The sequence below is a fragment of the Embleya scabrispora genome, from assembly GCF_002024165.1.
Taxonomy (GTDB): Bacteria; Actinomycetota; Actinomycetes; order Streptomycetales; family Streptomycetaceae; genus Embleya; species Embleya scabrispora_A.
Window position 1 is genome coordinate 45,209 of sequence record NZ_MWQN01000002.1, and the last position, 20,762, is coordinate 65,970.

Annotated in this window: 14 protein-coding genes; 7 read left to right on the forward strand and 7 right to left on the reverse strand. The window is 72.1% G+C overall.

Translation table 11 applies throughout. The features are described from left to right. Nucleotides 1-106 precede the first annotated feature (106 nt). The 4 genes from B4N89_RS30850 to B4N89_RS30865 all read left to right on the forward strand — a co-directional run bounded on the left by B4N89_RS30850 (nt 107) and on the right by B4N89_RS30865 (nt 7,428). Nucleotides 107-2,188, forward strand: coding sequence for a B12-binding domain-containing radical SAM protein (locus B4N89_RS30850; RefSeq protein ID WP_201261034.1), 2,082 nt, complete (start codon nt 107-109; stop codon nt 2,186-2,188). Further along, nucleotides 2,185-3,429 carry a MalY/PatB family protein gene (locus B4N89_RS30855; RefSeq protein WP_235619008.1) on the forward strand — a complete coding sequence of 415 codons (1,245 nt, stop codon included), beginning with the start codon at nt 2,185-2,187 and terminating at the stop codon, nt 3,427-3,429. The genes B4N89_RS30850 and B4N89_RS30855 overlap by 4 nt, the downstream gene beginning before the upstream one ends. Nucleotides 3,430-3,584: 155 nt before the next feature. Continuing rightward, nucleotides 3,585-4,859, forward strand: coding sequence for an MFS transporter (locus tag B4N89_RS30860; protein ID WP_078979781.1), 1,275 nt, complete (start codon nt 3,585-3,587; stop codon nt 4,857-4,859). Nucleotides 4,860-5,097: 238 nt separating this feature from the next. Then, nucleotides 5,098-7,428: a glycosyl hydrolase family 18 protein gene (locus B4N89_RS30865; RefSeq protein WP_078979782.1), complete on the forward strand. Its 2,331-nt coding sequence runs from the start codon at nt 5,098-5,100 to the stop codon at nt 7,426-7,428. Between the two features lie 98 nt (nt 7,429-7,526). Here B4N89_RS30865 and B4N89_RS30870 read toward each other — a convergent pair whose 3' ends face one another. From B4N89_RS30870 to B4N89_RS30895, 6 genes are all read right to left on the reverse strand, one after another. Beyond that, on the reverse strand, nt 7,527-8,297 hold the full coding sequence (locus B4N89_RS30870) for an SAM-dependent methyltransferase (protein ID WP_201261035.1): 771 nt from the start codon (nt 8,295-8,297) through the stop codon (nt 7,527-7,529). Between the two features lie 275 nt (nt 8,298-8,572). Then, nucleotides 8,573-8,758, reverse strand: a complete 186-nt coding sequence (locus B4N89_RS30875; RefSeq protein ID WP_078979784.1) for a hypothetical protein — start codon at nt 8,756-8,758, stop codon at nt 8,573-8,575. Between the two features lie 161 nt (nt 8,759-8,919). Then, a complete protein-coding gene (locus tag B4N89_RS30880) occupies nt 8,920-9,891 on the reverse strand; it encodes an aldo/keto reductase (protein WP_078979785.1) in 972 nt (323 codons plus the stop codon). A gap of 163 nt (nt 9,892-10,054) precedes the next feature. Continuing rightward, entirely contained in the window at nt 10,055-11,017 is a 963-nt protein-coding gene (gene speB, locus B4N89_RS30885; RefSeq protein WP_078979786.1) for an agmatinase, read from the reverse strand. Then, the gene (locus B4N89_RS30890; RefSeq protein ID WP_078979787.1) at nt 11,014-11,922 is read right to left on the reverse strand and encodes a nitrilase-related carbon-nitrogen hydrolase; all 909 of its coding nucleotides are present in this window, start codon (nt 11,920-11,922) and stop codon (nt 11,014-11,016) included. The genes speB and B4N89_RS30890 overlap by 4 nt, the downstream gene beginning before the upstream one ends. A gap of 1 nt (nt 11,923) precedes the next feature. Then, nucleotides 11,924-13,528, reverse strand: a complete 1,605-nt coding sequence (locus tag B4N89_RS30895) for a purine-cytosine permease family protein (protein ID WP_235619009.1) — start codon at nt 13,526-13,528, stop codon at nt 11,924-11,926. Between the two features lie 144 nt (nt 13,529-13,672). On the opposite strand from B4N89_RS30895, the gene B4N89_RS30900 reads away from it, so the two are divergent. Beyond that, the gene (locus B4N89_RS30900) at nt 13,673-15,280 is read left to right on the forward strand and encodes a PucR family transcriptional regulator (RefSeq protein ID WP_078979788.1); all 1,608 of its coding nucleotides are present in this window, start codon (nt 13,673-13,675) and stop codon (nt 15,278-15,280) included. 535 nt (nt 15,281-15,815) lie between these two features. On the opposite strand, the gene B4N89_RS30905 is transcribed toward B4N89_RS30900, so the two are convergent. After that, nucleotides 15,816-16,358: a DoxX family protein gene (locus B4N89_RS30905; RefSeq protein ID WP_078979789.1), complete on the reverse strand. Its 543-nt coding sequence runs from the start codon at nt 16,356-16,358 to the stop codon at nt 15,816-15,818. 1,274 nt (nt 16,359-17,632) lie between these two features. Here B4N89_RS30905 and B4N89_RS30910 point away from each other — a divergent pair. Together B4N89_RS30910 and B4N89_RS30915 are read left to right on the forward strand one after the other, a co-directional pair. Further along, entirely contained in the window at nt 17,633-20,125 is a 2,493-nt protein-coding gene (locus tag B4N89_RS30910; RefSeq protein WP_078979790.1) for a nitrate- and nitrite sensing domain-containing protein, read from the forward strand. Next, nucleotides 20,122-20,634, forward strand: coding sequence for a hypothetical protein (locus tag B4N89_RS30915; RefSeq protein ID WP_078979791.1), 513 nt, complete (start codon nt 20,122-20,124; stop codon nt 20,632-20,634). The genes B4N89_RS30910 and B4N89_RS30915 overlap by 4 nt, the downstream gene beginning before the upstream one ends. Nucleotides 20,635-20,762 lie beyond the last annotated feature (128 nt).

The window sequence follows — 20,762 nt, forward strand, 5'->3', positions numbered from 1 at the left end:
CGTGCGACGGCACGTACGGCGTCATGGGGGATCGTTTTGCGGCCCACGCGCGGGATTTCGGCCGTCGGCGGCCTGATGGCACGTCGGGGACCGACCTGGAGGGCCGATGACCAATTCCGTCGACGAAGAACCGACCTCGGCCGGCGCGGACATCAGATTTCACGACGCGGGCGGCGAGACCGCGCCGGCGATCTTCCAGGAACTCCTGAGTACGCGCAGACGCCGACTCGCGGCGGACCTGGCCGCCGGCCGCACGGCGACCCGGTACTTCCCGGTGCTCTCCGTCCTTGCGCCCGTGATGACCCAGGCCGAGGGCGAGATCACCTACCCCGGCGACCCGATGTGCCTGTACGCCGCGCTCAGCTTCGCCGTACACCGCGCCGTCGCCGACGCGGGGCAGCTCCGACACGCCGAACATTACAACGACCTGGCGCCGGAGTGGACCCGATTCCCCGACCACGCCTACCGGATGACGGCCGGCCACGACGGCTACCGCGAGTACGGCACCGACCCGAACACCGACCAGACCGTCTTCGACCCCCGGATCTGGGACGAGGCCGCGCGGGTGCGCTGGATCCGGCTGCTGCGCCGGGTACGGCCCAGGGTCGTGCTGATCAGCGCGGTCTCCCCGGCGCACCGATACGCCCTGGAGATCGCCGGCCTGGTCCGCACGGAGGTTCCGGAAGCCTTCGTGGTGCTCGGCGGACGCCACGCGGACGAGACGGTGATCCGGGTGCCGCATCGCGAACGCCTGGTACTCGCCCCCAGCAGTCCGCTCGCCGTGATCGCCGACGGTCGCGCGCCACGGGTGTTCGACGCGGTGATCACCGGTGAGGCATACCACTCGCTCGATCTGCTGATGCGTGCCCTGGCCCTGGCCACCGACCTGGACCGGCGCTGGGTCGATCGCGATCGGGTGTTGCCCTGTCTCCAGGGGCTGCTCGACAAAGAGGGTCCCTCGGTGGGCAGTTCGATGATCGTGCTGCTGTCCTCGTCCGGGTTCGACGTGCTGCCGCAGGACGGATCATCGCTCGATCTGGGCTCGTTGCCCTCACCGTACGAGGCATTCGCGATCCGCTCGCGCTTCCCGATCTTCACCCACGCCGACGGCGGTATCCGACGCACGGCACACGTGATGGTCTCCAACGCCTGTCCCTATCACTGCAATTTCTGCTCGGAGTCCTCCGCCCTCGGCATCGGCCTCAAGCGGTTCCGGGAGGATCCGATCGGCCGCGCGCTGGAACGCGTCTGTGAATACGTCGGCTACGGCGCCGAGGCGCTGTTCTTCGACGACTCGGTGTTCTGGAGCGGGCGTTCCCGCGACATCGCCGAATTCTGCGGGCAGTTGCGCCAGTTGCGCCGAAGCGAACCGACGGCGCTGCCCGGGCGCTTCGCCCGGCTGCTGCCGGAGCCGGACGATCCGGATCGGCTGCGGGACCTCGAATGGGGCGCCCAACTGACCGTGGACACCCTGATCGCGCTGCGGGAGCGGCACGCGGCGAGCGAGATCCTGAACCGGATGCGCGAGGCCGGCTGCTCGTACGTGTACGTCGGCATCGAAAGCATGTCGACGCAGGTGATGGACCACATCCACAAGAACCTGCGGCGCGGCACCGACCGGCCCTGGGCGCATCGCGTGCGCGAGGCGGTGTCGTTGGTCAAGCGGCACGGGATGCGGGTGGGCACCTCGGTGTTGTTCGGCCTCGACGGCGAGACGCGCGGCAGCATCGACGAGACGATCGAGGCGGTGGGCGGCCTGATCGACGCGCGCCTGATCGACCTGGCCAGCCCGAACATCCTCACCTACCACCCCGCCACACCGATCACCCGCATCCACGGCATGCAGGATCGGCTCGACTACCACTCGCCCCGGGTAGACAACCGGCGCCCCTACACCTACTTCGAGGAGGCCTTCCCGGGCGTGGTCTCGGTGGTGCTGGCCGAGGACGACATCTGGCACATCCACCGCGAGACGGAACGCCGCTGGGGCACGGTACGCAACGACTCGTCACCGCTGCTCGGGGAGGGGGACGGGGTCGCGCCGGAGGAAGAGGACGGCGAGGCGGCTCGCGAGCGGGACGACGGGCCGGGCGGCGCGGAGCGGGACGGCGGCATGCCCGGTGACGCGCGGGTCGTGGCCGGATTCGTACCAGGCGTGGCCGTTCCTGCCGAGGAGCCCGGTCGATGAGCGCGGACGCCGCGTCGGCGGCCGACTTCGGGCCCTCGGGCTCCGTCGGGCACGAACGGGCCTTCCGAAACGGGGTGTTCGACGCGCTCGACCCGGACATCCTGGCCCGTCGGGACGGTGAGAAGTGGGCCTACGCGCCCGAGGACACGCTGTCCGCGTGGATCGGCGACATGGACTTCCCGATCGCGCCCGAGATCCGCGCGGCACTGATCCGGCGCATCGACGGCGACCTGGGCTATCCGGTGTGGTTCGACGGGACCGAAGGGGCGCCGCTGGGCGAGGTGTTCGCGGCCCGGATGAAGCGTCGGTTCGACTTCGCCGCCGAGCCGACCCACCTGCGCCTGTTCACCGACGTCAATCAGGCGGTGTCGGCGGTCCTGCATCTGGCCACCCGACCCGGCGACACGGTCGTCCTGCACACGCCCGCCTGCCCGCCGTTCGTCGACGACCTGCGCCGGATCGACCGGCCGCCGCTGACCGTGCCGATCGAGGAGGGCGCACACGGCTGGACGCTCGACCCGGATCGAGTGGCCGCGACACTCGATCGGGCGGACCGTTGCCGGGTGTTGTTCCTGGTCAACCCGCACAACCCCACGGGCCGGGTACTGCGCCGGGACGAACTCGAAACGCTGGCCGAACTCGCCCTACGGCACGACCTGTTGGTGATCTCCGACGAGGTGCACGCGGACCTGACCCACCCGCCGCACATCCACATCCCGTTCGCGTCCCTCGGGCCGGAGATCGCCGCGCGCACGGTCACCGTGACCTCGGGCAGCAAGGCGTTCAACCTGGCGGGCGTCCGCTGCGCCGCCGCGCACATCGGCCCGCCGGAACTGCGGGACGCCGTGGACGCCCGGCGGGGACTGCTCTTCGGCCAGGTCGGCGTGCTGGCCGTGGCCGCCCTGGAGGCGGCCTGGGCGGAGGGCGACGCGTGGTTGGACGAGGTACGCGTCCTCCTCGACCGCAACCGCCGCCGCCTCGCCGCAGGACTGCCCGAGGGCATCCGCCACCACTCCCCCGAGGCGGGCTTCCTGGCCTGGCTCGACTGCCGCCCGCTGGGCCTGGGCGACGACCCGTACGAGTTCTTCCGCGACCACGCCAAGGTTCTCCTGTTTTCCGGCCCCTCCTTCGGCCCGGAGGGAAACGGCTTCGCCCGCCTGAATTTCGCCACCTCCGCAGGCGTCCTGGACGAGATCCTGAATCGTATGCACACAGCGCTACGGGCTCGCGGCGGCGTGTGAGACGTGCGAGGCGCGACGCGGGGAGCAGGCCCCTCAGCGGTAGCCGCAGAGCGCCGCGACAGAGCCCGCAAGGAATATTGCGCAAATAATCTTGCGCAATATTCCTTGCGGACCTAGGCTCGAATCCGCAGTTCATCCGACTCCGGGAGACCGTCATGTCGGCCACCGACGAATCCGCGCCGGCGACCGCCGTCGCCGGGCCCCCCGCGCATCGTGATCGCAATGTGCTGCGCTGGCTGGTCGCGTACACCGCCTCCGTGGTCGGTGACAGCGGATTCTTCCTCGCCCTCGGGTGGGCCGCCAACCAGCACGGTGGGCCCGCGCGGGTCGGGTTGATCATGGCGATCGCGGCGATCCCCCGCGCGGTGCTGATGCTCGGCGGCGGTGTGGTCGCCGACCTGTTCGGCCCGCGTCGGGTGGTGATCGGCAGCGATACCGTGCGCTGCCTCGTCGTGCTCGGCGCCGCGGCGACCCTGGCGCTGTCCTCCCCCGGGCTGTGGCTGCTGATCGCCGTCGCGCTGGTGTTCAGCGTGGTCGACGCGTTGTTCATGCCGGCCGTGGGCGCGCTCCCGCCCCTGCTGGCCGCGCCCGGGGAACTGGTCCGGGTCCAGGGCATGCGCGCGCTGTCCATCCGGCTCGGCCAGACCGCCGGGCCGCCCCTGGCCGGCGTCGCACTGGCCCTCGGTGGCCCGGCCGCCGCGTTCACCGTCGCGGGCGGGCTGTTCGCGCTCTCCCTCGTGTTGCTGCTCGCGGTACGGATACCCGGCGCCGGATCGAGCGCCGCCGCGGCGGATGCCCCGGCGGCCGGCCGTTCGCGGGCCGCCGCGTGGCGTGAACTCATCGACGGCCTGCGCTACATCCGCCGCCGTCCGCTGATCCGTCGTCTCGTCCTGGCGAGCGCGCTGATCGAACTCGGCGCCGGCGGACCGCTGAACGTCGGCATGGTCGTACTGGCCGACGCACGCGGCTGGGGCGCCTCGGGCGCCGGCTGGCTCGCGGGCGCGTTCAGTGTCGGTGCGGGCGCGAGCGCACTGCTCCTCACCGTGACCGGCCGACTGCCCCGAGCCGGCGCCGTCCTGATCGCCGCCCTGGCCGCCGGCTCCGCGGGCCTGGCGGGCCTCGGCGCGACCACCGTCCTGCCGATCGCCGTCGCCGTCGCGGCCTGCGCCGGCCTGCTGTTCGGCCTCAACGGCGGCCTGAGCCACGCCCTCGTGCAGACCGCGACCGAACCCGCCTACCAGGGCCGGGTCGCCTCCGTCCTCAGCCTGACCGCCTTCGGCCTCGGCCCGATCGCCTTCCCCCTGTTCGGCGCCACCGTCGCGGCCACCGGCCCGGGCCCCGCCTACGCGATCTTCGCCGGAATCAGTGCCCTCGGCGCCGCCGTCGGGCTGACGTCCTCGACCATTCGCCGCGCCGAACTCCCGCGCTGAGCACGGGCGAAGCGCCCGTGCCGGTCGGCGTGACCGACCCCGGCACCCCGTCCGGCGCATCCACTGTTGACCTTTTGGTCCAGACCACTTACCGTCCTAGAGGCGTTTTGGTCCAGACCAATTTCGCCGGCGACTGCTTCTCGACCGCGACCGGCGTCCCCGTCGCGCGGTCACCCCGGTGAGGCGCGCGCGTGCACGGTTCCGCACAGCCCTGTTCCACGCACACAGGGAGAGAGCCATGTCCCCACAACCACGCAGAGCCCGCGGCACACTCCGCGGCAGATTCCGCACCAGCCTGCGCAGCCGCGCGGCCGTCCTGATCGCCGTCCTGGCCCTGCCCCTGGCCGTACTCACCGGTCTGAACGCCGGCGCCGCGCAGGCGGCCGGCAAACTCACCGCGACGTTCTCCGTCCAGGACAACGGCTCGTGGTGGAAGGGCACTTACGTCGTACACAACGGCGGCACCGCCGCCGTCACCGGCTGGCAACTGGAGTTCGACCTGCCGCCCGGGGTCACCATCAACGGCAACTACTACGGCGACGCCACCGTCACCGGCAGCCACGTATCGGTCAAGAACGCCTACTACAACGGCACCATCGCCGCCGGCGGCAGCACCGACCCGTTCAGCTACTGGTTCGTCGGCAACGGCCCCGCCGGCACGCCCGGCCACTGCACCGTCAACGGCGACAAGTGCGACGGCACCCCCGACGTCCCGCCCACCGCACCGGGCACACCACGCGCCACCACCGTCACCGCGCACTCCATCTCGCTCGGCTGGAGCGCGGCGGCCGGCGGGGACTACCCGGTGGCCGGCTACGAGGTGGTCTCCGGCGGCACCACGGTCGCCTCCACGACGGCCACCTCGGCCACATTGACCGGCCTGACCCCCGCCACCGCGTACACCTACGCGGTCCGGGCCAAGGACAAGCGCGGCAACCTCGGCCCGGCGAGCGCGCCGGTGACGGTGACCACCGTCGACCCGGCGAGCGACCCGACGCCGCCGACCGCGCCGGGCACACTGCGCAGTACCGGCAAGACGTCCGCCACCGTCGCCCTGGCCTGGAACGCGTCGACGGACAACGTCGGCGTGGCCGCGTACGACGTCTATCGCAACGGCACCCTGGCCACCACCGTCGCCGGCACCGCCACCGCGGCCACCGTCGACGGCCTGTCCCCCGCCACCGCCTACACCTTCACGGTCAAGGCCCGAGACGCGGCGGACAACTCCTCGCCCGCCTCCAACACGGTGGACGTGACCACCGACGACATCGCCGGCGCGGGCAAGAACCTGCGCGTCGGCTACTTCGTCCAATGGGGCATCTACGGCCGCCAGTACTTCGTGAAGAACCTGGACACCTCCGGCTCGGCCGCCAAACTGGACGTGATCAACTACGCCTTCGAGAACATCGATCCGGTCAACCTGACCTGCATGGCCGGCGTCACCAAGGGCACCACCGCCAACCCGCAGGACCCCGACCAGGGCACCGGCGCGGGCGACGCGGACGCCGACTACGCCCGGCCGATGTCGGCCTCGCAGTCGGTGAACGGGGTGGCCGACGACGGATGGGCCAAGCTGCGCGGCAACTTCAACCAGATCAAGCTGCTCAAGGCCAAGTACCCGCATCTGAAGGTGGTGGTCTCGCTCGGCGGCTGGACCTACTCGAAGTTCTTCTCCGACGCGGCGGCCACCGAGGCGTCCCGGCAGAAGTTCGTCAAGTCCTGCGTGGACACATGGATCAAGGGTGACCTGCCGGTCTACAACGGCGCCGGCGGGCCGGGTACCGGCGCGGGCGTGTTCGACGGCATCGACGTCGACTGGGAGTGGCCCGGCTCGCCCGACGGGCACGCCGGCAACCACTACAACGTCAACGACAAGCAGAACCTGACCCTGCTGCTCGCCGAGTTCCGCAAGCAGCTCGACGCCACCGGCGGACAGCGCAAGCTGCTCACCGCGTTCACCCCGGCCGACCCGGTCAAGGTGAACCAGGGCTGGGACCTGTCGAAGATCTTCGACTCCCTGGACGTGGCCAACATCCAGGGCTACGACTTCCACGGCGCGGGCAGCGACAACTCGTGGGAGCCCAACCGCGCCGGCCACCAGGCCAACCTGTACACCGACACGCAGGACCCGTACCCGACCCACTTCAGCATCGACGACGCGGTGAAGATCTACACCGACGCCGGGGTCAATCCACGCAAGCTGACCATCGGTTTCCCGTTCTACGGACGGGGTTGGCAGGCGGTGGCCGACGGCGGGGCGCACGGCGAGTGGCAGTCCGCGAACGGCGCCGCACCGGGCCAGTTCGCCGAGGAGGCGGGCACTCGCGGCTACCAGAACCTGCTGAGCAGCGTGCCGAATCTGACCGTCTATCACGACGCGCAATCCGTCTCGACCTACGGCTACACCGGAGCCGGCGGACAGTGGTGGACCTTCGACGACGCCTGGTCGATCGGCCAGAAGACGGCCTATCTGAAATCCAAACACCTACTCGGCGCGATGATCTGGGAGATGTCCGGTGACACCCCCAACGGAGCGCTGATGACCGCACTCGACAACGGCCTCAAGTAGCCCCGTCCGGGCCCGACTTCTACACCACGCACCACGCACCGACCGTACCGCCGTCCGGGACCACCGGGCGGCGGTACGGCCGCCTCCGGGGCCGATCCTCACGCCTGCGGGACGCGGCCCAGGCCGCCGATCATGGTCAGGCCCGCGTAGGCGGATTCGTCCGTCACCGGCGTGTCGGGACGCCAGTACGGCAGCAGCACCACGCCCGGCTCGACCGGCTCGGTGCCCGCGAAGAAGCCCTCTATGGTCGCCCGACTGCGGAACCGGCCACTGCCGAGGGTGGACAGGAACAGGTGCTCCAACTCGCGGCCCTCCGGCGTGGAATCGCAGAAGTGGGTGATGAACAGGTAGCTGCCTGGGGCCAGGGCCTCGCGGTACGTGCGCACCAGCTCCGTCGGATCGTCCGCGTCCGCCAGGTGGTGCAGCACCGCGACCATGAGCAGCCCCAACGGCCGCTTCAGATCCAGGAGTTCGGTGATCTCCGGCCGGGTGAGCACGTCCCGGGCGTCCCGCACGTCGGCGTTCACCACCCGGGTGCGATCGTTTTCCGCCAACAACGCGCGGCCGTGCGCGAGGACGATCGGGTCATTGTCCACGTAGACGACCCGGGCGTGGGGATTCTCCTGCTGCGCCACCTCGTGGGTATTGCGCGCGGTGGGTAATCCCGACCCGAGGTCGAGAAATTGATCGATGCCCTCCCGGGCCATATAGCGCACACCGCGTTCCAGGATCGCCCGGTTCGCCCGCGCACCCGTACGGGCGTTGGGCATCACGGCCATCGCCTTGTCGGCGATCACCCGGTCGATCGCGAAATGATCCTTGCCGCCCAGGATCGCGTCGTAGACCCGCGCGACACTGGGCACCCCCATATCGACTCCTCCCGGTCCCCACTCGGGTGAAGTCTCCGCCTCCGTCTCGTCGTTCGACGGAACCCACCACTCCTCGGACACAGTTGCCCCCCGAACCGACTCGTCCTCGGCGCCACAGCGGTCCCTACCGTCCACACCGGTGACATCCGCGGATCCCCGCCCATGTCCCGGAGGCTATCCGCCAACCGCCCGGATAATCCGTGGCATGGCCACTCCGTTCCGCGACTGTTACCACACCGACGGTGGTCCCGCCCCCGGCCGCGACCACCGTAGGGCTACCGCCGGGGCCGGACCCGGACGTGGAACCCCAGGGCGACACAACCCGCGGTCATCGCCATCAGCGCGCTCAGCAGCCATTCCCGACTGCACGCCGCAAGTACCGCGATCAGCACCGCGATCGCCGCCGGCGGCCCCCACAGGAACACCTCCCGGCGCGCGTCGCGACCGCGCTCCACCGCCATCCACGCCCTCTTTCGCCCGGATCGACACCGACCCGGCAAACGCGCCGATCTCGGCGGCGCCGCCCCCAACATTCACCGAGGCGGCGGCTGCGCGCAGTTTACGCGCGCGCCACCGACACCCCGTCGACCCCCGCGTCGCCGGGCGGGTCGCCGATCGGGGATCAGGCGAATCCCGCCACCGGCCGCGGCGTGTACGGGCGTTCGAGCCGATCCACCTCGGCCGCCGTGAGGGTCAGCGACAGGGCCGCGACGGCGTCGTCGACGTGTACCGGCTTCCCGGCCCCGACGATCGGCGCGGTCACCCCGGGTCGGCTCGCGATCCACGCCAGCGCGACCTGGGCGCGCGATACCCCACGCTCCCCGGCGATCTCGGCCACGGCCTCGACGATCGGCCGATCCGCCTCGCCGTACAGCGTCTTGCCGAACTCGTCGGTCTCGCTGCGGGCGCTGTCCGCGCCCCAGTCGCGGGTCAGCCGCCCCCGGGCCAGCGGGCTCCACGGGATCACCCCGACGCCCTGGTCCGCGCACAGCGGCAGCATCTCCCGCTCCTCCTCGCGGTAGAGCAGGTTGAGGTGGTTCTGCATGGAGACGAACCGGGTCCAGCCGTGCCGCTCGGCGGTGTACTGGGCCTTGGCGAACTGCCACGCGTACATCGAGGACGCGCCGATGTAGCGGGCCTTGCCCGCCTTGACCACGTCGTGCAGCGCCTCCATCGTCTCCTCGATGGGAGTCGCCGTGTCCCAGCGGTGGATCTGGTACAGGTCCACGTAATCCGTGCCCAGTCGGCGCAGCGAGTTGTCGATCTCGGTCAGCACGGCCTTGCGGGAGAGCCCGGCCGCGTTCGGCCCCGGTCGCATCCGCCCGTTCAGCTTCGTGGCGATCACGATCTCGTCGCGCCGTGCGAAGTCCGCCAGGGCGCGCCCGACGATCTCCTCGCTGGTCCCGTCGGAGTAGATGTTCGCCGTGTCGAAGAAGTTGATCCCGGCCTCCACGGCCCGCCGAATCAACGGCCGAGCCGCGTCCTCGGGCAACGTCCACGGATGGCTGCCACGCTCGGGCACGCCGTAGCTCATACATCCGAGACAGATCCGCGAGACGTCCAATCCGGTGCTGCCGAGCTTCACATACTCCATGACGCGCCACCTCTTCCCGTGTGCTCCGAACCGCCCACGAACATATCCCGCGACCGCGAAACCCCCGGCCCTGGCCCGCCGAAACGGGATCGAAGAGGTGGTGGGGACGCCTCGGCCGACCGTCCCCGTGCGGTCGGCCGAGGCGCGTTCGAGGGTGGCCAGGTCAGGCCCGGATGCCGTCGCGTTCGTTGCGGGCCAGGACGGACAGCAGTTCGTAGCCGACGTGGGCCGCGGCGATGCCGGTGAGTTCGGCGTGGTCGTAGGCGGGGGCCACCTCGACGATGTCCGCGCCGACGACGTTCAGGCCGACCAGTCCGCGCAGCGTGTTGAGGAGTTCGCGGCTGGTCAGGCCGCCCGCCTCGGGGGTGCCGGTGCCGGGGGCGTGCGCCGGGTCCAGGACGTCGATGTCGACCGAGACGTACACCGGGCCGGTACCGAGCCGGCGCCGCATCCGCTCGACCACCGACGCGACGGTGGCGTCCTGGTAGTCGTCGCTGTGCACGACCTGGAAGCCGAGCACGCCGTCCTCGCGCAGGTCGTCGGGGCCGTACAGCGGACCGCGGATGCCCACGTGCAGGCAGCGGGTCGGGTCGAGCAGGCCCTCCTCCGACGCGCGACGGAACGGCGTGCCGTGGGTGTACGGCTCGCCGAAGTAGGTGTCCCACGTGTCCAGATGCGCGTCGAAGTGCACCACCGCGACCGGCCCGTGCTCGGCGGCGACCGCGCGCAGCAGGGGCAGGGCGATGGTGTGGTCGCCGCCGATGGTGAGCAACCGGGTGCCGTTCGCCGCGAACTCCCGCGCGGCCGCTTCGAGCGTGGCGATCGCGGCGCCGATGTCGAACGGGTTGACCGCGATGTCGCCCGCGTCGGCGACCTGCAACTCGGCGAACGGCGACACGTCCAGCGCCGGGTTGTACGGCCGCAGCAGCTTCGAGGAGGCGCGCACGTGCGCCGGTCCGAAGCGGGCGCCGGGCCGGTAGCTGACGCCGGTGTCGAACGGCACGCCCACGACGGCGACGTCGACCCGCTCGACCTCGTCGGCGCGCGGCAGGCGTGCGAAGGTGGCGGGGCCCGCGAAGCGCGGAACGCGTGTGGCGTCGATGGGTCCCTGGGGGGCGCCGGTCATCGCTCGGTCCTTTCGGTGGTGTGCTCGCTCGGGTTCGATGCGGGGAGCGGGGGCGGTTCGAGCACCGGCCCGTACAACTCGGGCCGTCGGTCCGCGAATACGTCGTTGTGTGCGCCGATCCGCTTGTCCCGGGCCTCGGGAAGTCGGCAGCGGGCGAGCAGCAGGTGTTCGGCGTCCTCGGCCGGCGGGCCGGCGAGGGGGAAGCCGTCCGGGTCGACGATGATCGAGCCGCCGACCCAGGAGGTGCCGCGTTCGGGGCCGGCCCGGTCGCAGGCGGCGACGAACACCCGGTTCACCGCGGCGTTCGCCTGGACCCGGACGTCCTCCGCCGGCCGCTCGCCCGCCGGCCGCGGCGCGTACGGCCAGTTGACCGGCGCGCACAGCAGATCCGCGCCGCGCAGGGTGGCGGTCCGCACCCATTCGGGGAACTCGACGTCGTAGCAGACCAGTACCCCGATCCGGCCCGCGTCGGTCCGCACCACCGGCGGCAACGCGTCGCCGGGGACGAAGAGTTCGCCCTCGCGGCCCCACAGGTGCGCCTTGCGGTAGCACGCCCGTACGCCGCTCGCGTCGACCAGGACGGCCGAATTGCGGACCGCGCCGTCGGCGTCGCGTTCGGCGAACCCACCGACCACGATCACCCCGAGCCGCCGGGCCGCCTCGTGCCAGCCGGTCACGGTCGGCCCGTCGACCGGCTCGGCGTAGCCGGCGGCCTCGGCCGCGTCGCGCATCACGTAGCCGCTGTTGGCCAGTTCGGGCAGGACGATCACGTCGGCCCCGGCCGCCGCGGCCCGTTCGATCGCGGCCAGCGCCGCGCGCCGATTGCCCTCGACGTCGCCGACGGACAGCGCGATCTGCGCGCAGGCCACCACGGTCTCGGTCGCGTCGCCGGTACGGTCGCTCATGTCAGGCCCCCACCGGCGCGTCGGCGCCTTCGAGTTCGGCCTCGCTCGCCCGCTCGGCGGCGCGCTCCGCGCTCAGGTCCAGGTCGCGGCACAGCCAGGCGTACAGCGCGCCGCCGACCAGCAGTCCGACCACGAAGGACAGGTCCGCGCCGTCCAGCGCGTCGGCCACCGGGCCGGTGAAGAACGAGGTCTTGAAGAACGGGATCATCGCCGCGAAGCCGACGGCGTAGGCGGTCAGTCCGCGCCAGGACCAGCGCCCGTAGATGCCGCGCGGGTCGAAGATCGCGGTGACCGCGTAGTGGCCCCGGCGCACGAGGTAGAAGTCGACGAGGTTGACGGCGGTCCACGGGATGAGGCCGTAGAGCATCATGAGGATGAAGTCGTTGAAGCTGCCGAGGTAGTCCTCCGGCAGCACGATCGCCACCACGAAGACGATCGCCTCGATCGCCACGATGCCGATCACCCGCACCCGTACGGTCGGCCGCACCGGCCGGAACGCGTCGAGCGCGCTGGTCGTGGTGAGCATCGCGCCGTACGCGTTCACCGCCATGATGCTGATCAGCGCGAGTGCGGACACCAGTACGGCGAACGTGCCGAAGCCCGGCACGATGTCGTTGCCCACCTGCCGCACCGCCGCGATCGCGTCCGGGTCCGGCAGCGCCGAGGCGAGCAGCGCACCCAGCGACATCAACCAGGCCGCGGAGCCCGCCGCGCCCGCGTACGTCCACCAGATCACCTTGCGCGCGGGCACGTCGGCCGGCAGGTAGCGGGAGTAGTCGGATACGTAGACGGCGTAGCTGATCTGGTAGCCGGCCGCGCCGGAGAAGACCACCAGGAACGCGGTCCAGGACATTCCGCCACCGCCGGCGGGCGTGGACACGTCGAGGTTGACGATCGCGCCGACGCTGAGCACGCCGAACACGGCGATCAGAACGTACGTCAGCCAGCGCTGGACCAGGTGCAGCAGGTCGTGGCCGACCACGGCGAGCACGATCGCGATGGCGATCAGTACCGCGTACCACAGCGTCGAACCGCCGGGCAGCACGGTCTGTAGGCCCTGGGTGGCGAGGACCACGTTGAAGACGTTGAAGCCGACGTAGACGAACACGACCGCGACGAACGGCACGATCGCGCCGCGGATGCCGAACTGGGCGCGCGACTGGATCATCTGCGGCAGGCCCATCCGCGGGCCTTGGTTGGCGTGGAACGCCATGAAGAAGGTGCCGAAGCAGGCGCCGAGTACGACCGCCAGGATCGACCAGCCCAGCCCCAGGCCGAGGGCCGGGCCGATGAAGCCGGTGACCATCGTGGTCAGCACGAAGTTGCCGGTGAACCAGAACGGGCCCTGATGCCAGACCTTGCCGTGCCGCTCCCGGGCGGGGACGTAGTCGATCGAGCGGGTCTCGATCGCCACGCCGCCGGGGCGGGGACCGGGGTCGGACGGGTGCCGCGAGCCGGAGTCGGGGGCCGACGCGCGGTGCGAGCCGCGCCCGGACGCGGACGCGGACGCGGCGTCGGGGGTGCTCGCGGCCCGTACGGCCGTCGCGGGAGCAGTGGCGGAGCGGGCGGCGGCCGGGGCTGCGCGCGATGGCCTGGTGGCATCCATGGGCTCTCCTGCGGTCCTGCGTCCTGCGCGGTCGACGCGTCGGGGTCGACGGTCGGTGGGTGACGCCTGAAGGTACGCCCGGTAAACAACCGTAAACGATCGATATCGTGTCGAATCTGATTGGCGAGGGTGGACACTGTGTCCATGCCCATATCGCACTCGGCTGATCTTCCCGGCATTCTCCGCATTTCCGACCTGGTGGCCCTTCCCGATTTGCGTCTGGCCGTGGTGTCCGGCGCCGAGCACCTGGACCGCCGGGTCGAGGCCGCGCACGTGTCCGAGCTGCTGACCCCGGGGCAGTGGCTCCAGGGCGGCGAATTGTTGATGACGATCGGCCTGCTGCTGCCGATGACCGATCGGGACTGCGCCGCGTACGTGCGCGATGTCGCGGACGCGGGCGCCTGCGCGCTTGTCCTGGGTCTGGGACGGGAGCTGCCCCACCAGCGGGCGCCCGAGCCGCTGATCCGGGCCGCCGGGGAGGCCGGGCTGCCGCTGCTCACCGTGCCGGACGAGGTGCCGTTCATCGCGGTCACCAAGGCGGTCTTCGCGGCCCGGGCGGCGCAGCAGCGGTTGGCCCTGGAGCACGCGTTCGAGGCGCAGCGCCGGTTGACCATCGCGGCGGCGTCGGGCAATGGCGTGCTGGCCACGCTGCGGGCCTGGCGGGCGGCGACCGGGGTGGACGCGATCGTCGCCGATCCGGTGGGCCGGCTGGTCGCGGACAGCCTGGCGGGGCCGCCCGAGGCGCCGGGCGCGGACGGCTCGCCGGACGCGGTGGCGTTGCTGGCCGCCAGTACCGACCTGATCCGCCGGGTGGCCGCGCGCGGGCTGCACGGCAGCGGGAGCAGCAGCGACGCCGAAGGGGTGCGGGTGGAGGTGCAGCCGCTGGGCGCCCGGCGGCTGCGCGGGCTGCTGGTGCTGGCGGGGCCGGTGGAGTCGGCGGCCCGACTGCTGGTGTCCGGGCTGGTGTCCCTGCTTTCCCTGGAACTGGAGCGGCGGCATCTGGCCGACGAGCCGGTACGTCGCCGGCGGGCCGCGTTGTTGGGCCGGCTGCTGGCTCCCGGGACCACGGCGGAGCAGGCGCGGGACGTGCTGGATGCGGCGGGGCTGGCGGCGGGGTCGGTGCGCGGGGTGGTGGTGGGCCTCGACGGCGGGCCCGGGGAGGGCGCGGACGCGGCGGTGGGGGATGCGGCGCAGGCCGATGCGGGTGAACTGGCCGCCGATCTGGCACTGGCGCTGCCCGGCGGGCTGGTCCGGGTGGCGGGCGGGGCGGTGGAGGCGGTGTTCGGGACGGATCTGGACGTGTACGCCATCCTCGGCCGGTTCGCGCCCGGGCGGCCGGCGGGGGTCGGTCCGGCGGTCGAGCCGGACGCGGCCGGATCGTCGATCCGTCAGGCCCGCAGTCTGCTGGCGGTCAGCCGGGCGGCGGGGCATCCGGTGGAGGCCCGGCACGGTACCGCGAGCCGGCTGCTGCTGGGTCTTGCCGACGCGCGCACGCTGGCGGGCTACGCGGACGCCGTGCTGGGGCCGATCGACGCCGCCGATCCGGGGGGCGAGTTGGTCACGACGCTTGCGATGTGGTTGGAGACCGGGGGCTCGTGGGACGAGACGAGTCGGCGCCTGGACGTGCATCGGCACACCGTGCGCAATCGGGTGGACAAGGCGATGCGGGTGGCCGGGCGGCGGGTGGAGAGTGGGGACGATCGGTTCGATCTGTGGCTGGCGGCCCGCATCCGTCGCGACAGTCCGGGTTGATCGTCCCCACACTCAGGCCGTCCGGCACCCGGGCCATCCGGCGGCCGTTGGCCTCAAACGCCGGCCGGGCTTCTGGCCTCAAACGCCGGCCGGGCTTCTGGCCTCAAACGCCGGCCGGGCTACTTGGCCTCAAACGCCGGCCGGGCTGTTTGGGCTCAAGTGCCGGTTCGGCTGCTTGGGGACGAGCGCCGACCGGGCTATTTGGCCTCAAACGCCGGCCCGGCTACTTGGCCTCAAACGCCGGCCAGGCTGAGTGGCCTCAAACGCCGGCCGGGCTGTTTGGGCTCAAGTGCCGGCCGGGCTGTTTGGGCTCAAGTGCCGGTTCGGCTGCTTGGGGTTGAGTGTTGGGCCGGTTGGTTGGGGATGGACGCCTACCGGGCTACCTGGGCTCGAACGCCGGCCCGGCTGCTTGGCCTCAAGCGCCCGCCGGGTTGTTTGGGCTCAAGTGCCGGTTCGGCTGCTTGGGGTGAGTGTTGGGCCGGCTGGTTGGGTGGTTTTGGTGGTGGTTGGGTTCGGGTGGGAGTTGCGGGGGTGGTCAGCCGACTACCGCTGGGGCCGATTCGTTGGGTCCCGTCGAGGCGTTGGGCTTGGCGGGTTGGAGCCTTCCGGTCGGCCGTTGGGTTTGGGTGGGCGTGTCCGAGTCGGGGTGTTCCCCGTTCGGGCTGGAGGGTGCGTTGCGGGTGAGCAGGTTGTCGAGGGCGAAGCTGCCGGAGCCGAAGACGACGATCAGGAGCAGGGACCAGCAGAACAGCACGGAGAGTTCGCCGCCGTTCTGCAGCGGCCACAGGTCTTCCTTCTGGTGTTCGGTGAAGTAGGCGTAGGCCATCGAGCCGGAGGACAGGAACGCGGCGGCGCGGGTGCCCAATCCGAGCAACACCAGCCCTCCGCCGACGAGTTGAATGACCGCCGCGTACCAGCCGGGCCACTCGCCGGCGGAGATGGTGCCGCGCCCGCTGTCCGGGAAGCCGAACAACGACGCGGCGCCGTGGCAGGTGAAGAGCAATCCGATGACGATTCGGAACAAACCGAGGACATGAGGTTTCGCCGATTCGACGGCGGCGTGCGGAACTGGGGACATCGGACGCTCCTGGGGAACGGATGCGGGAAATTGGTCCAGACCAGATTCGAGCGGCCCGTGCGCCGGCGACAATGCCGGGCTCCGCAACTGTCACAAAATGGCACAGCGCCCGCGTGGACACCGAGGGCCGAACGGGCGACGCTTCCGATGCCGCCGACTTCCGGGACGGCGGACACCGCTCCCGGGCCGCCGTGCCCGGGAGCGGCGCACGAACCCGACTTCGGGCGGCCTGTGATCCGCCACCCGACGGGCGTCGGCGCCGAACACCCTTACCGGCGCACGCCATCGCTCGGCACCACCGGCAATTGACCGGCAACCCCCTTTCACCGGGCTTTCGTTCGTTCTGCGGATCGGCTCGGACATCCCGGCCATCCGGTCGGTTCGATCCCGTGGGAGGCCGCCCCGCGCCCCGGACGTCGGCGACCTCGACGGGTGACGTGACGGTGACAACAGGGGTGCAACGAGAGTCAAGTTTCGTTTGACGTTCGGTGGATTCGCAGGGACAGTGTGTGTGCGCACCGATGCGAACAGTTGCCCCAACGGCTATCGGGCGTTTCCTGGTCGACCCCGCACCCCCTTGCGAGGAGTGATCCGTTCATGGGCGTTTTTGCGGCGAAAGCTCACGACCGAATGATCCCGGAGCGGTGGGCCGACTGTCCGAGGGCGCCGCACCGGGGCACCAACTCCCGTGCGTGGGCCGCCACTTGCTCTCGCGGGAGCCGGCCGCATCCCGTGCCCTGATGCCCCGGGCCCGCATCCGCCCCGAGCGGCCATGACCCGCTCACGGACACCCGCCCTGCCGGCCACCGGTCCGGATCGTGTCGAGGCCCGGCACAGGATGACCGGAATGTCCGCGAACCGGAAGCGGAGGTGCCGCTACCGGCCGATCGGGACCCGATCGGCCCGGACCGGGCACAGACCCCCGCCGGACCCGCCGATCCCGGACCACCCCGTCCCGGACCGGCCCACGATCCACCGGCCGCCGCAACCGACCGCGTCGCCGCCGCCGCAACCCTGCGCCGGCGGTCCGACCACGGTCGTCCGCTCGACGCAACTCCTCCCCCGCCGACCATCGTTCAGGGATCCCTACCCGTGTTGCGATTACTCCGCCGTCCCGCTCACGCCGCCCCCGCGGCTCGCGCCGGCCGGCCGAACCGGCCGTTTTCGACGTCCGCCGCCCGGCGTCCGGTCACGGCCGTGACCGCCGGTCCGCGGCATCCGTCGACGCCGAACCCGCCCGCGCTCACCCGATCGGGCACGAGGGGCGAACACGGATGATGAAGATACGTCCCTCCCGCAAGACGGGCGCGGCCGAGACGAGCGCGGCGGGGGCGACCGCCGATACGCCGCCCGACCCCTCCCCACCCACCGGCACGGTCTTCGCGTCGCCGTCCGCGGTCGACCCGAACTCCCGTCCCACGCTGCGGATTCGGTTGACCGCCCGGATCCGGCCCCGGGTGCGCGGTCTGATCACGCTGATGGTCGTGGTGCCCTCCGCGGGCATGGTCTTCTTCGCCGGATCCGCGATCCTGGACATGGTCGAGCAGGCTCGGGCCGCCGACCACGCGCACGACCTGGTCCGCGTCTCCGCCGACGCGGGCGAGGTGGGCCGCCGGCTCCAGGCCGAGAGCGCCGCCGCGGTCACCCTGCTCTCGCGCGGTCCCGGACCGATCACCAGCGCCGACTACCGCACCGCGATCGCCGCGAGCGAAACCGCCATCCGCCGCTACCAGGACCGCCGTCGCGGTCTGGAGACCGCCTCCACCGCCGAACGCGACGCGCTGACCGCCGTGGACACCGCACTGCGCGGCCTGCCGGGCCTGCGCGTGCAGGTCGACCAGCGCGGCGTGGCCACCTCGGCGGCGGCCGTGCGCTATTGGGCCTGGATCGGCACCACCGTGGACCTGCGCGCCCGGGTCGCCCTCGACCCCGGCGTCTCCGGCGAGACCGCCGGCCGACTGCGCGCGATCACCGCGCTCGCCCAGGCCCGGGCCGCGCTCGGCCAGCAACAGGTCACCGTGCTGCGCTCGTTGGGTGCCGACCCGCTGGGCGGCCCGGTCCTCAAGGCGTCCTCCACCGCGCGCGCCGCACACGACCAGGCCCTGGAGGCCTTCGCGGTGACCGCGCCGTCGAGGTGGCGCGAACTCCTGGCCCGATCGTTGTCCGGTCCGGAGATGATCCGGGTCGCGCAGACCGAGGACGCGCTCGCGCGCGGCCCGCTGGAGCCCGAGGTGTGGCGCGCGGCGCTGGCCGAACGGGCCGACCGCATATGGTCGGTGGAGCAGGAGGCCGACGCCGACGTGGCCCGCGAGGTGGCCGACGTGGCCGACCACCGGTGGTGGCTGGCCGGCATCCAGGGCGCGGTGCTGATCGGCGCGGTACTCGCCGCCGCCGCGGCCGCCGCCTGGCTCGGCCGACTGCTGCACCGGCGCCTGCGGACCCTGGCCGAGCGGGTCACCGTGATGACCCAGGAGACGCTGCCCGCCGTCGAGGCCGACCTGCGTCGGCGCGACGCGCTGGCCCCGCACGAGACGGGTCGGACGTACGCGCTCAAGATGCTCGGCGCCAAGCCCGAACGCGAGCGCGGCGCCGACGAGATCGCCGACCTGGCCCGCGCGTTGACCACCCTCGCGTACAGCACGGTCGAGCACAGCGCCTCGCTGGTGCTGGCCCAGCGCGAGTACAACGACGCGCTCGGCGACGTCGCCCGGCGCATCCGGGTGCAGACCAGCCGGGTCAGCAGCGCGCTCGACCGGCTCCAGGAATCCAGTCTGACGGTGGATCAGCTCGGTACCGTCTTCGAGGTCGACCACGGCAACGAGGGCACCAAGCGGCTCGCCGACTCGATCGCCGTGCTCAGTGGGCAACCGCCGAACCGACTGTGGCCGGACACCCCGCTCTACGAGGTGATCCGCGCCGGCGCCCAGCGGGTGACCAGCTACGAACGCCTGCCCGACATCGCGTTCAAGGGCATCCCGACCTCGGTCGTCCTCGCCGGCGACACGGTCGGCGCGGTCACCCAGATCATCGGCGAGATCGTCGACAACGCGGCCCGCTTCTCCGGCCGGCACGAGGTGGAGATCACCGCCGCCCGCACCGAGGCGGGCGTCCTGGTGCGGATCCAGGACCAGGGCGTCGGCCACCACGACCCGGACCTGCTCAACCGGCGGCTCAAGGCCGACGTGGACGCGCTGCCGTCGCTGCGCCAGACCGGTCTGACCGTGGTCGCGCTCCAGGCCCGGCCGCTGGCCATCGACGTCGAACTGCGGCCCGGCACCGACGGCGGCACGGTCGTCGACATCGTGCTGCCGCACGCGATCATCGCCTCCGTCGGCCGGCACCGCCGCCGGGTGGACAACGGCGCCCGGCCGATCGCGCCGCGGCCGGCGCCCGCCGCCATCGCCGGCGGCGCCAACGGGAATGGCCCGAACGCAAGCGCCCCCAACGGCCGCAGCCCCTTCGCGGACGGCCCGTACCCGCTCACCGCCAACGGCAGCGGCCCCGCCGACGCGCTCGGCGACGGTACGAACGGCGCCGACCCGCACCTGACCGGCCCGATCTCCGGCGGCCCGCTCCCCGCCAACCTCGCGCCCGAGTTGACCGCCCAGGGCCTGCCGAGGCGGGCGCGGCGCACGGGCCAACCGACCCAGTTCCGTCGTAGCGCCCCACCCACCCGTGACATCGCGCAGGCCAGCGCCGCCGCCGCCTCCTTCGGCCGCGGCGCCCGCGATCTGCCCTTCACCCGGACCCCCAAGGAATCCCCATGACCGAGCCCGCCGTCGACCAGAGCGTGCTCGACGACTTCATGCGCCAGTTCGTCCACGACCACGCCCCCGACGTGCTGCACGCGGTGGCCGCCAGCGGGGACTCGCTGCTGGTCGCCCAGGCCGCGCTGCCCGGTCGCCTACGCGCCGACGAGGCGTCGCAGACGGCATGGCTCGCGAACGCCGAGAAGATCGCGTCGAGCGCCCCCGGAGCCCTGCTCATGCAGGACTACAGCGCCGACCTGATGGGCCTGGGGCCGGTCAGTGTGCTGATGTCGCAGGCCGAGCACGGCCTGCTGCTCACCATGGGCAACACCGCGCCGGGCCCGGACGGACAGGTCCACCCCTCCGCGCTGATCGTGGCGACCACCTGGAACGCCGACGTCGGCGGGCTGATCCGGGCGATGCACGCGTTGATGGAGCGGGTCGGCCCGTCGCTGACCCCGCTCGCGCGCGGTCGCGGCCTCCAGCCGCAACCCGCGCGTATGCCCGCCCCCAGCCGGGTCTTCTGATCCGAACGGCCCGGCTGCCCCACCGAGCGATCCGGCCATCCGCCCGAGTCGCCCGGCGTACTCGCGCGCCCGGCCCACCGGCCGATCCGGCGCAGCGCGCCCCGCGTGGCTCGCGCACGCCCCGGGAC

What these genes read in the sequence shown, in the direction of transcription:
- B4N89_RS30850 (WP_201261034.1), top strand. Translation starts at nt 107, where the DNA reads ATGACCAATTCCGTCGACGAAGAACCGACCTCGGCCGGCGCGGACATC.
- B4N89_RS30855 (WP_235619008.1), top strand. Translation starts at nt 2,185, where the DNA reads ATGAGCGCGGACGCCGCGTCGGCGGCCGACTTCGGGCCCTCGGGCTCC.
- B4N89_RS30860 (WP_078979781.1), top strand. Translation starts at nt 3,585, where the DNA reads ATGTCGGCCACCGACGAATCCGCGCCGGCGACCGCCGTCGCCGGGCCC.
- B4N89_RS30865 (WP_078979782.1), top strand. Translation starts at nt 5,098, where the DNA reads ATGTCCCCACAACCACGCAGAGCCCGCGGCACACTCCGCGGCAGATTC.
- B4N89_RS30870 (WP_201261035.1), bottom strand. Translation starts at nt 8,297, where the DNA reads ATGGGGGTGCCCAGTGTCGCGCGGGTCTACGACGCGATCCTGGGCGGC.
- B4N89_RS30875 (WP_078979784.1), bottom strand. Translation starts at nt 8,758, where the DNA reads ATGGCGGTGGAGCGCGGTCGCGACGCGCGCCGGGAGGTGTTCCTGTGG.
- B4N89_RS30880 (WP_078979785.1), bottom strand. Translation starts at nt 9,891, where the DNA reads ATGGAGTATGTGAAGCTCGGCAGCACCGGATTGGACGTCTCGCGGATC.
- speB (WP_078979786.1), bottom strand. Translation starts at nt 11,017, where the DNA reads ATGACCGGCGCCCCCCAGGGACCCATCGACGCCACACGCGTTCCGCGC.
- B4N89_RS30890 (WP_078979787.1), bottom strand. Translation starts at nt 11,922, where the DNA reads ATGAGCGACCGTACCGGCGACGCGACCGAGACCGTGGTGGCCTGCGCG.
- B4N89_RS30895 (WP_235619009.1), bottom strand. Translation starts at nt 13,528, where the DNA reads ATGGATGCCACCAGGCCATCGCGCGCAGCCCCGGCCGCCGCCCGCTCC.
- B4N89_RS30900 (WP_078979788.1), top strand. Translation starts at nt 13,673, where the DNA reads ATGCCCATATCGCACTCGGCTGATCTTCCCGGCATTCTCCGCATTTCC.
- B4N89_RS30905 (WP_078979789.1), bottom strand. Translation starts at nt 16,358, where the DNA reads ATGTCCCCAGTTCCGCACGCCGCCGTCGAATCGGCGAAACCTCATGTC.
- B4N89_RS30910 (WP_078979790.1), top strand. Translation starts at nt 17,633, where the DNA reads ATGATGAAGATACGTCCCTCCCGCAAGACGGGCGCGGCCGAGACGAGC.
- B4N89_RS30915 (WP_078979791.1), top strand. Translation starts at nt 20,122, where the DNA reads ATGACCGAGCCCGCCGTCGACCAGAGCGTGCTCGACGACTTCATGCGC.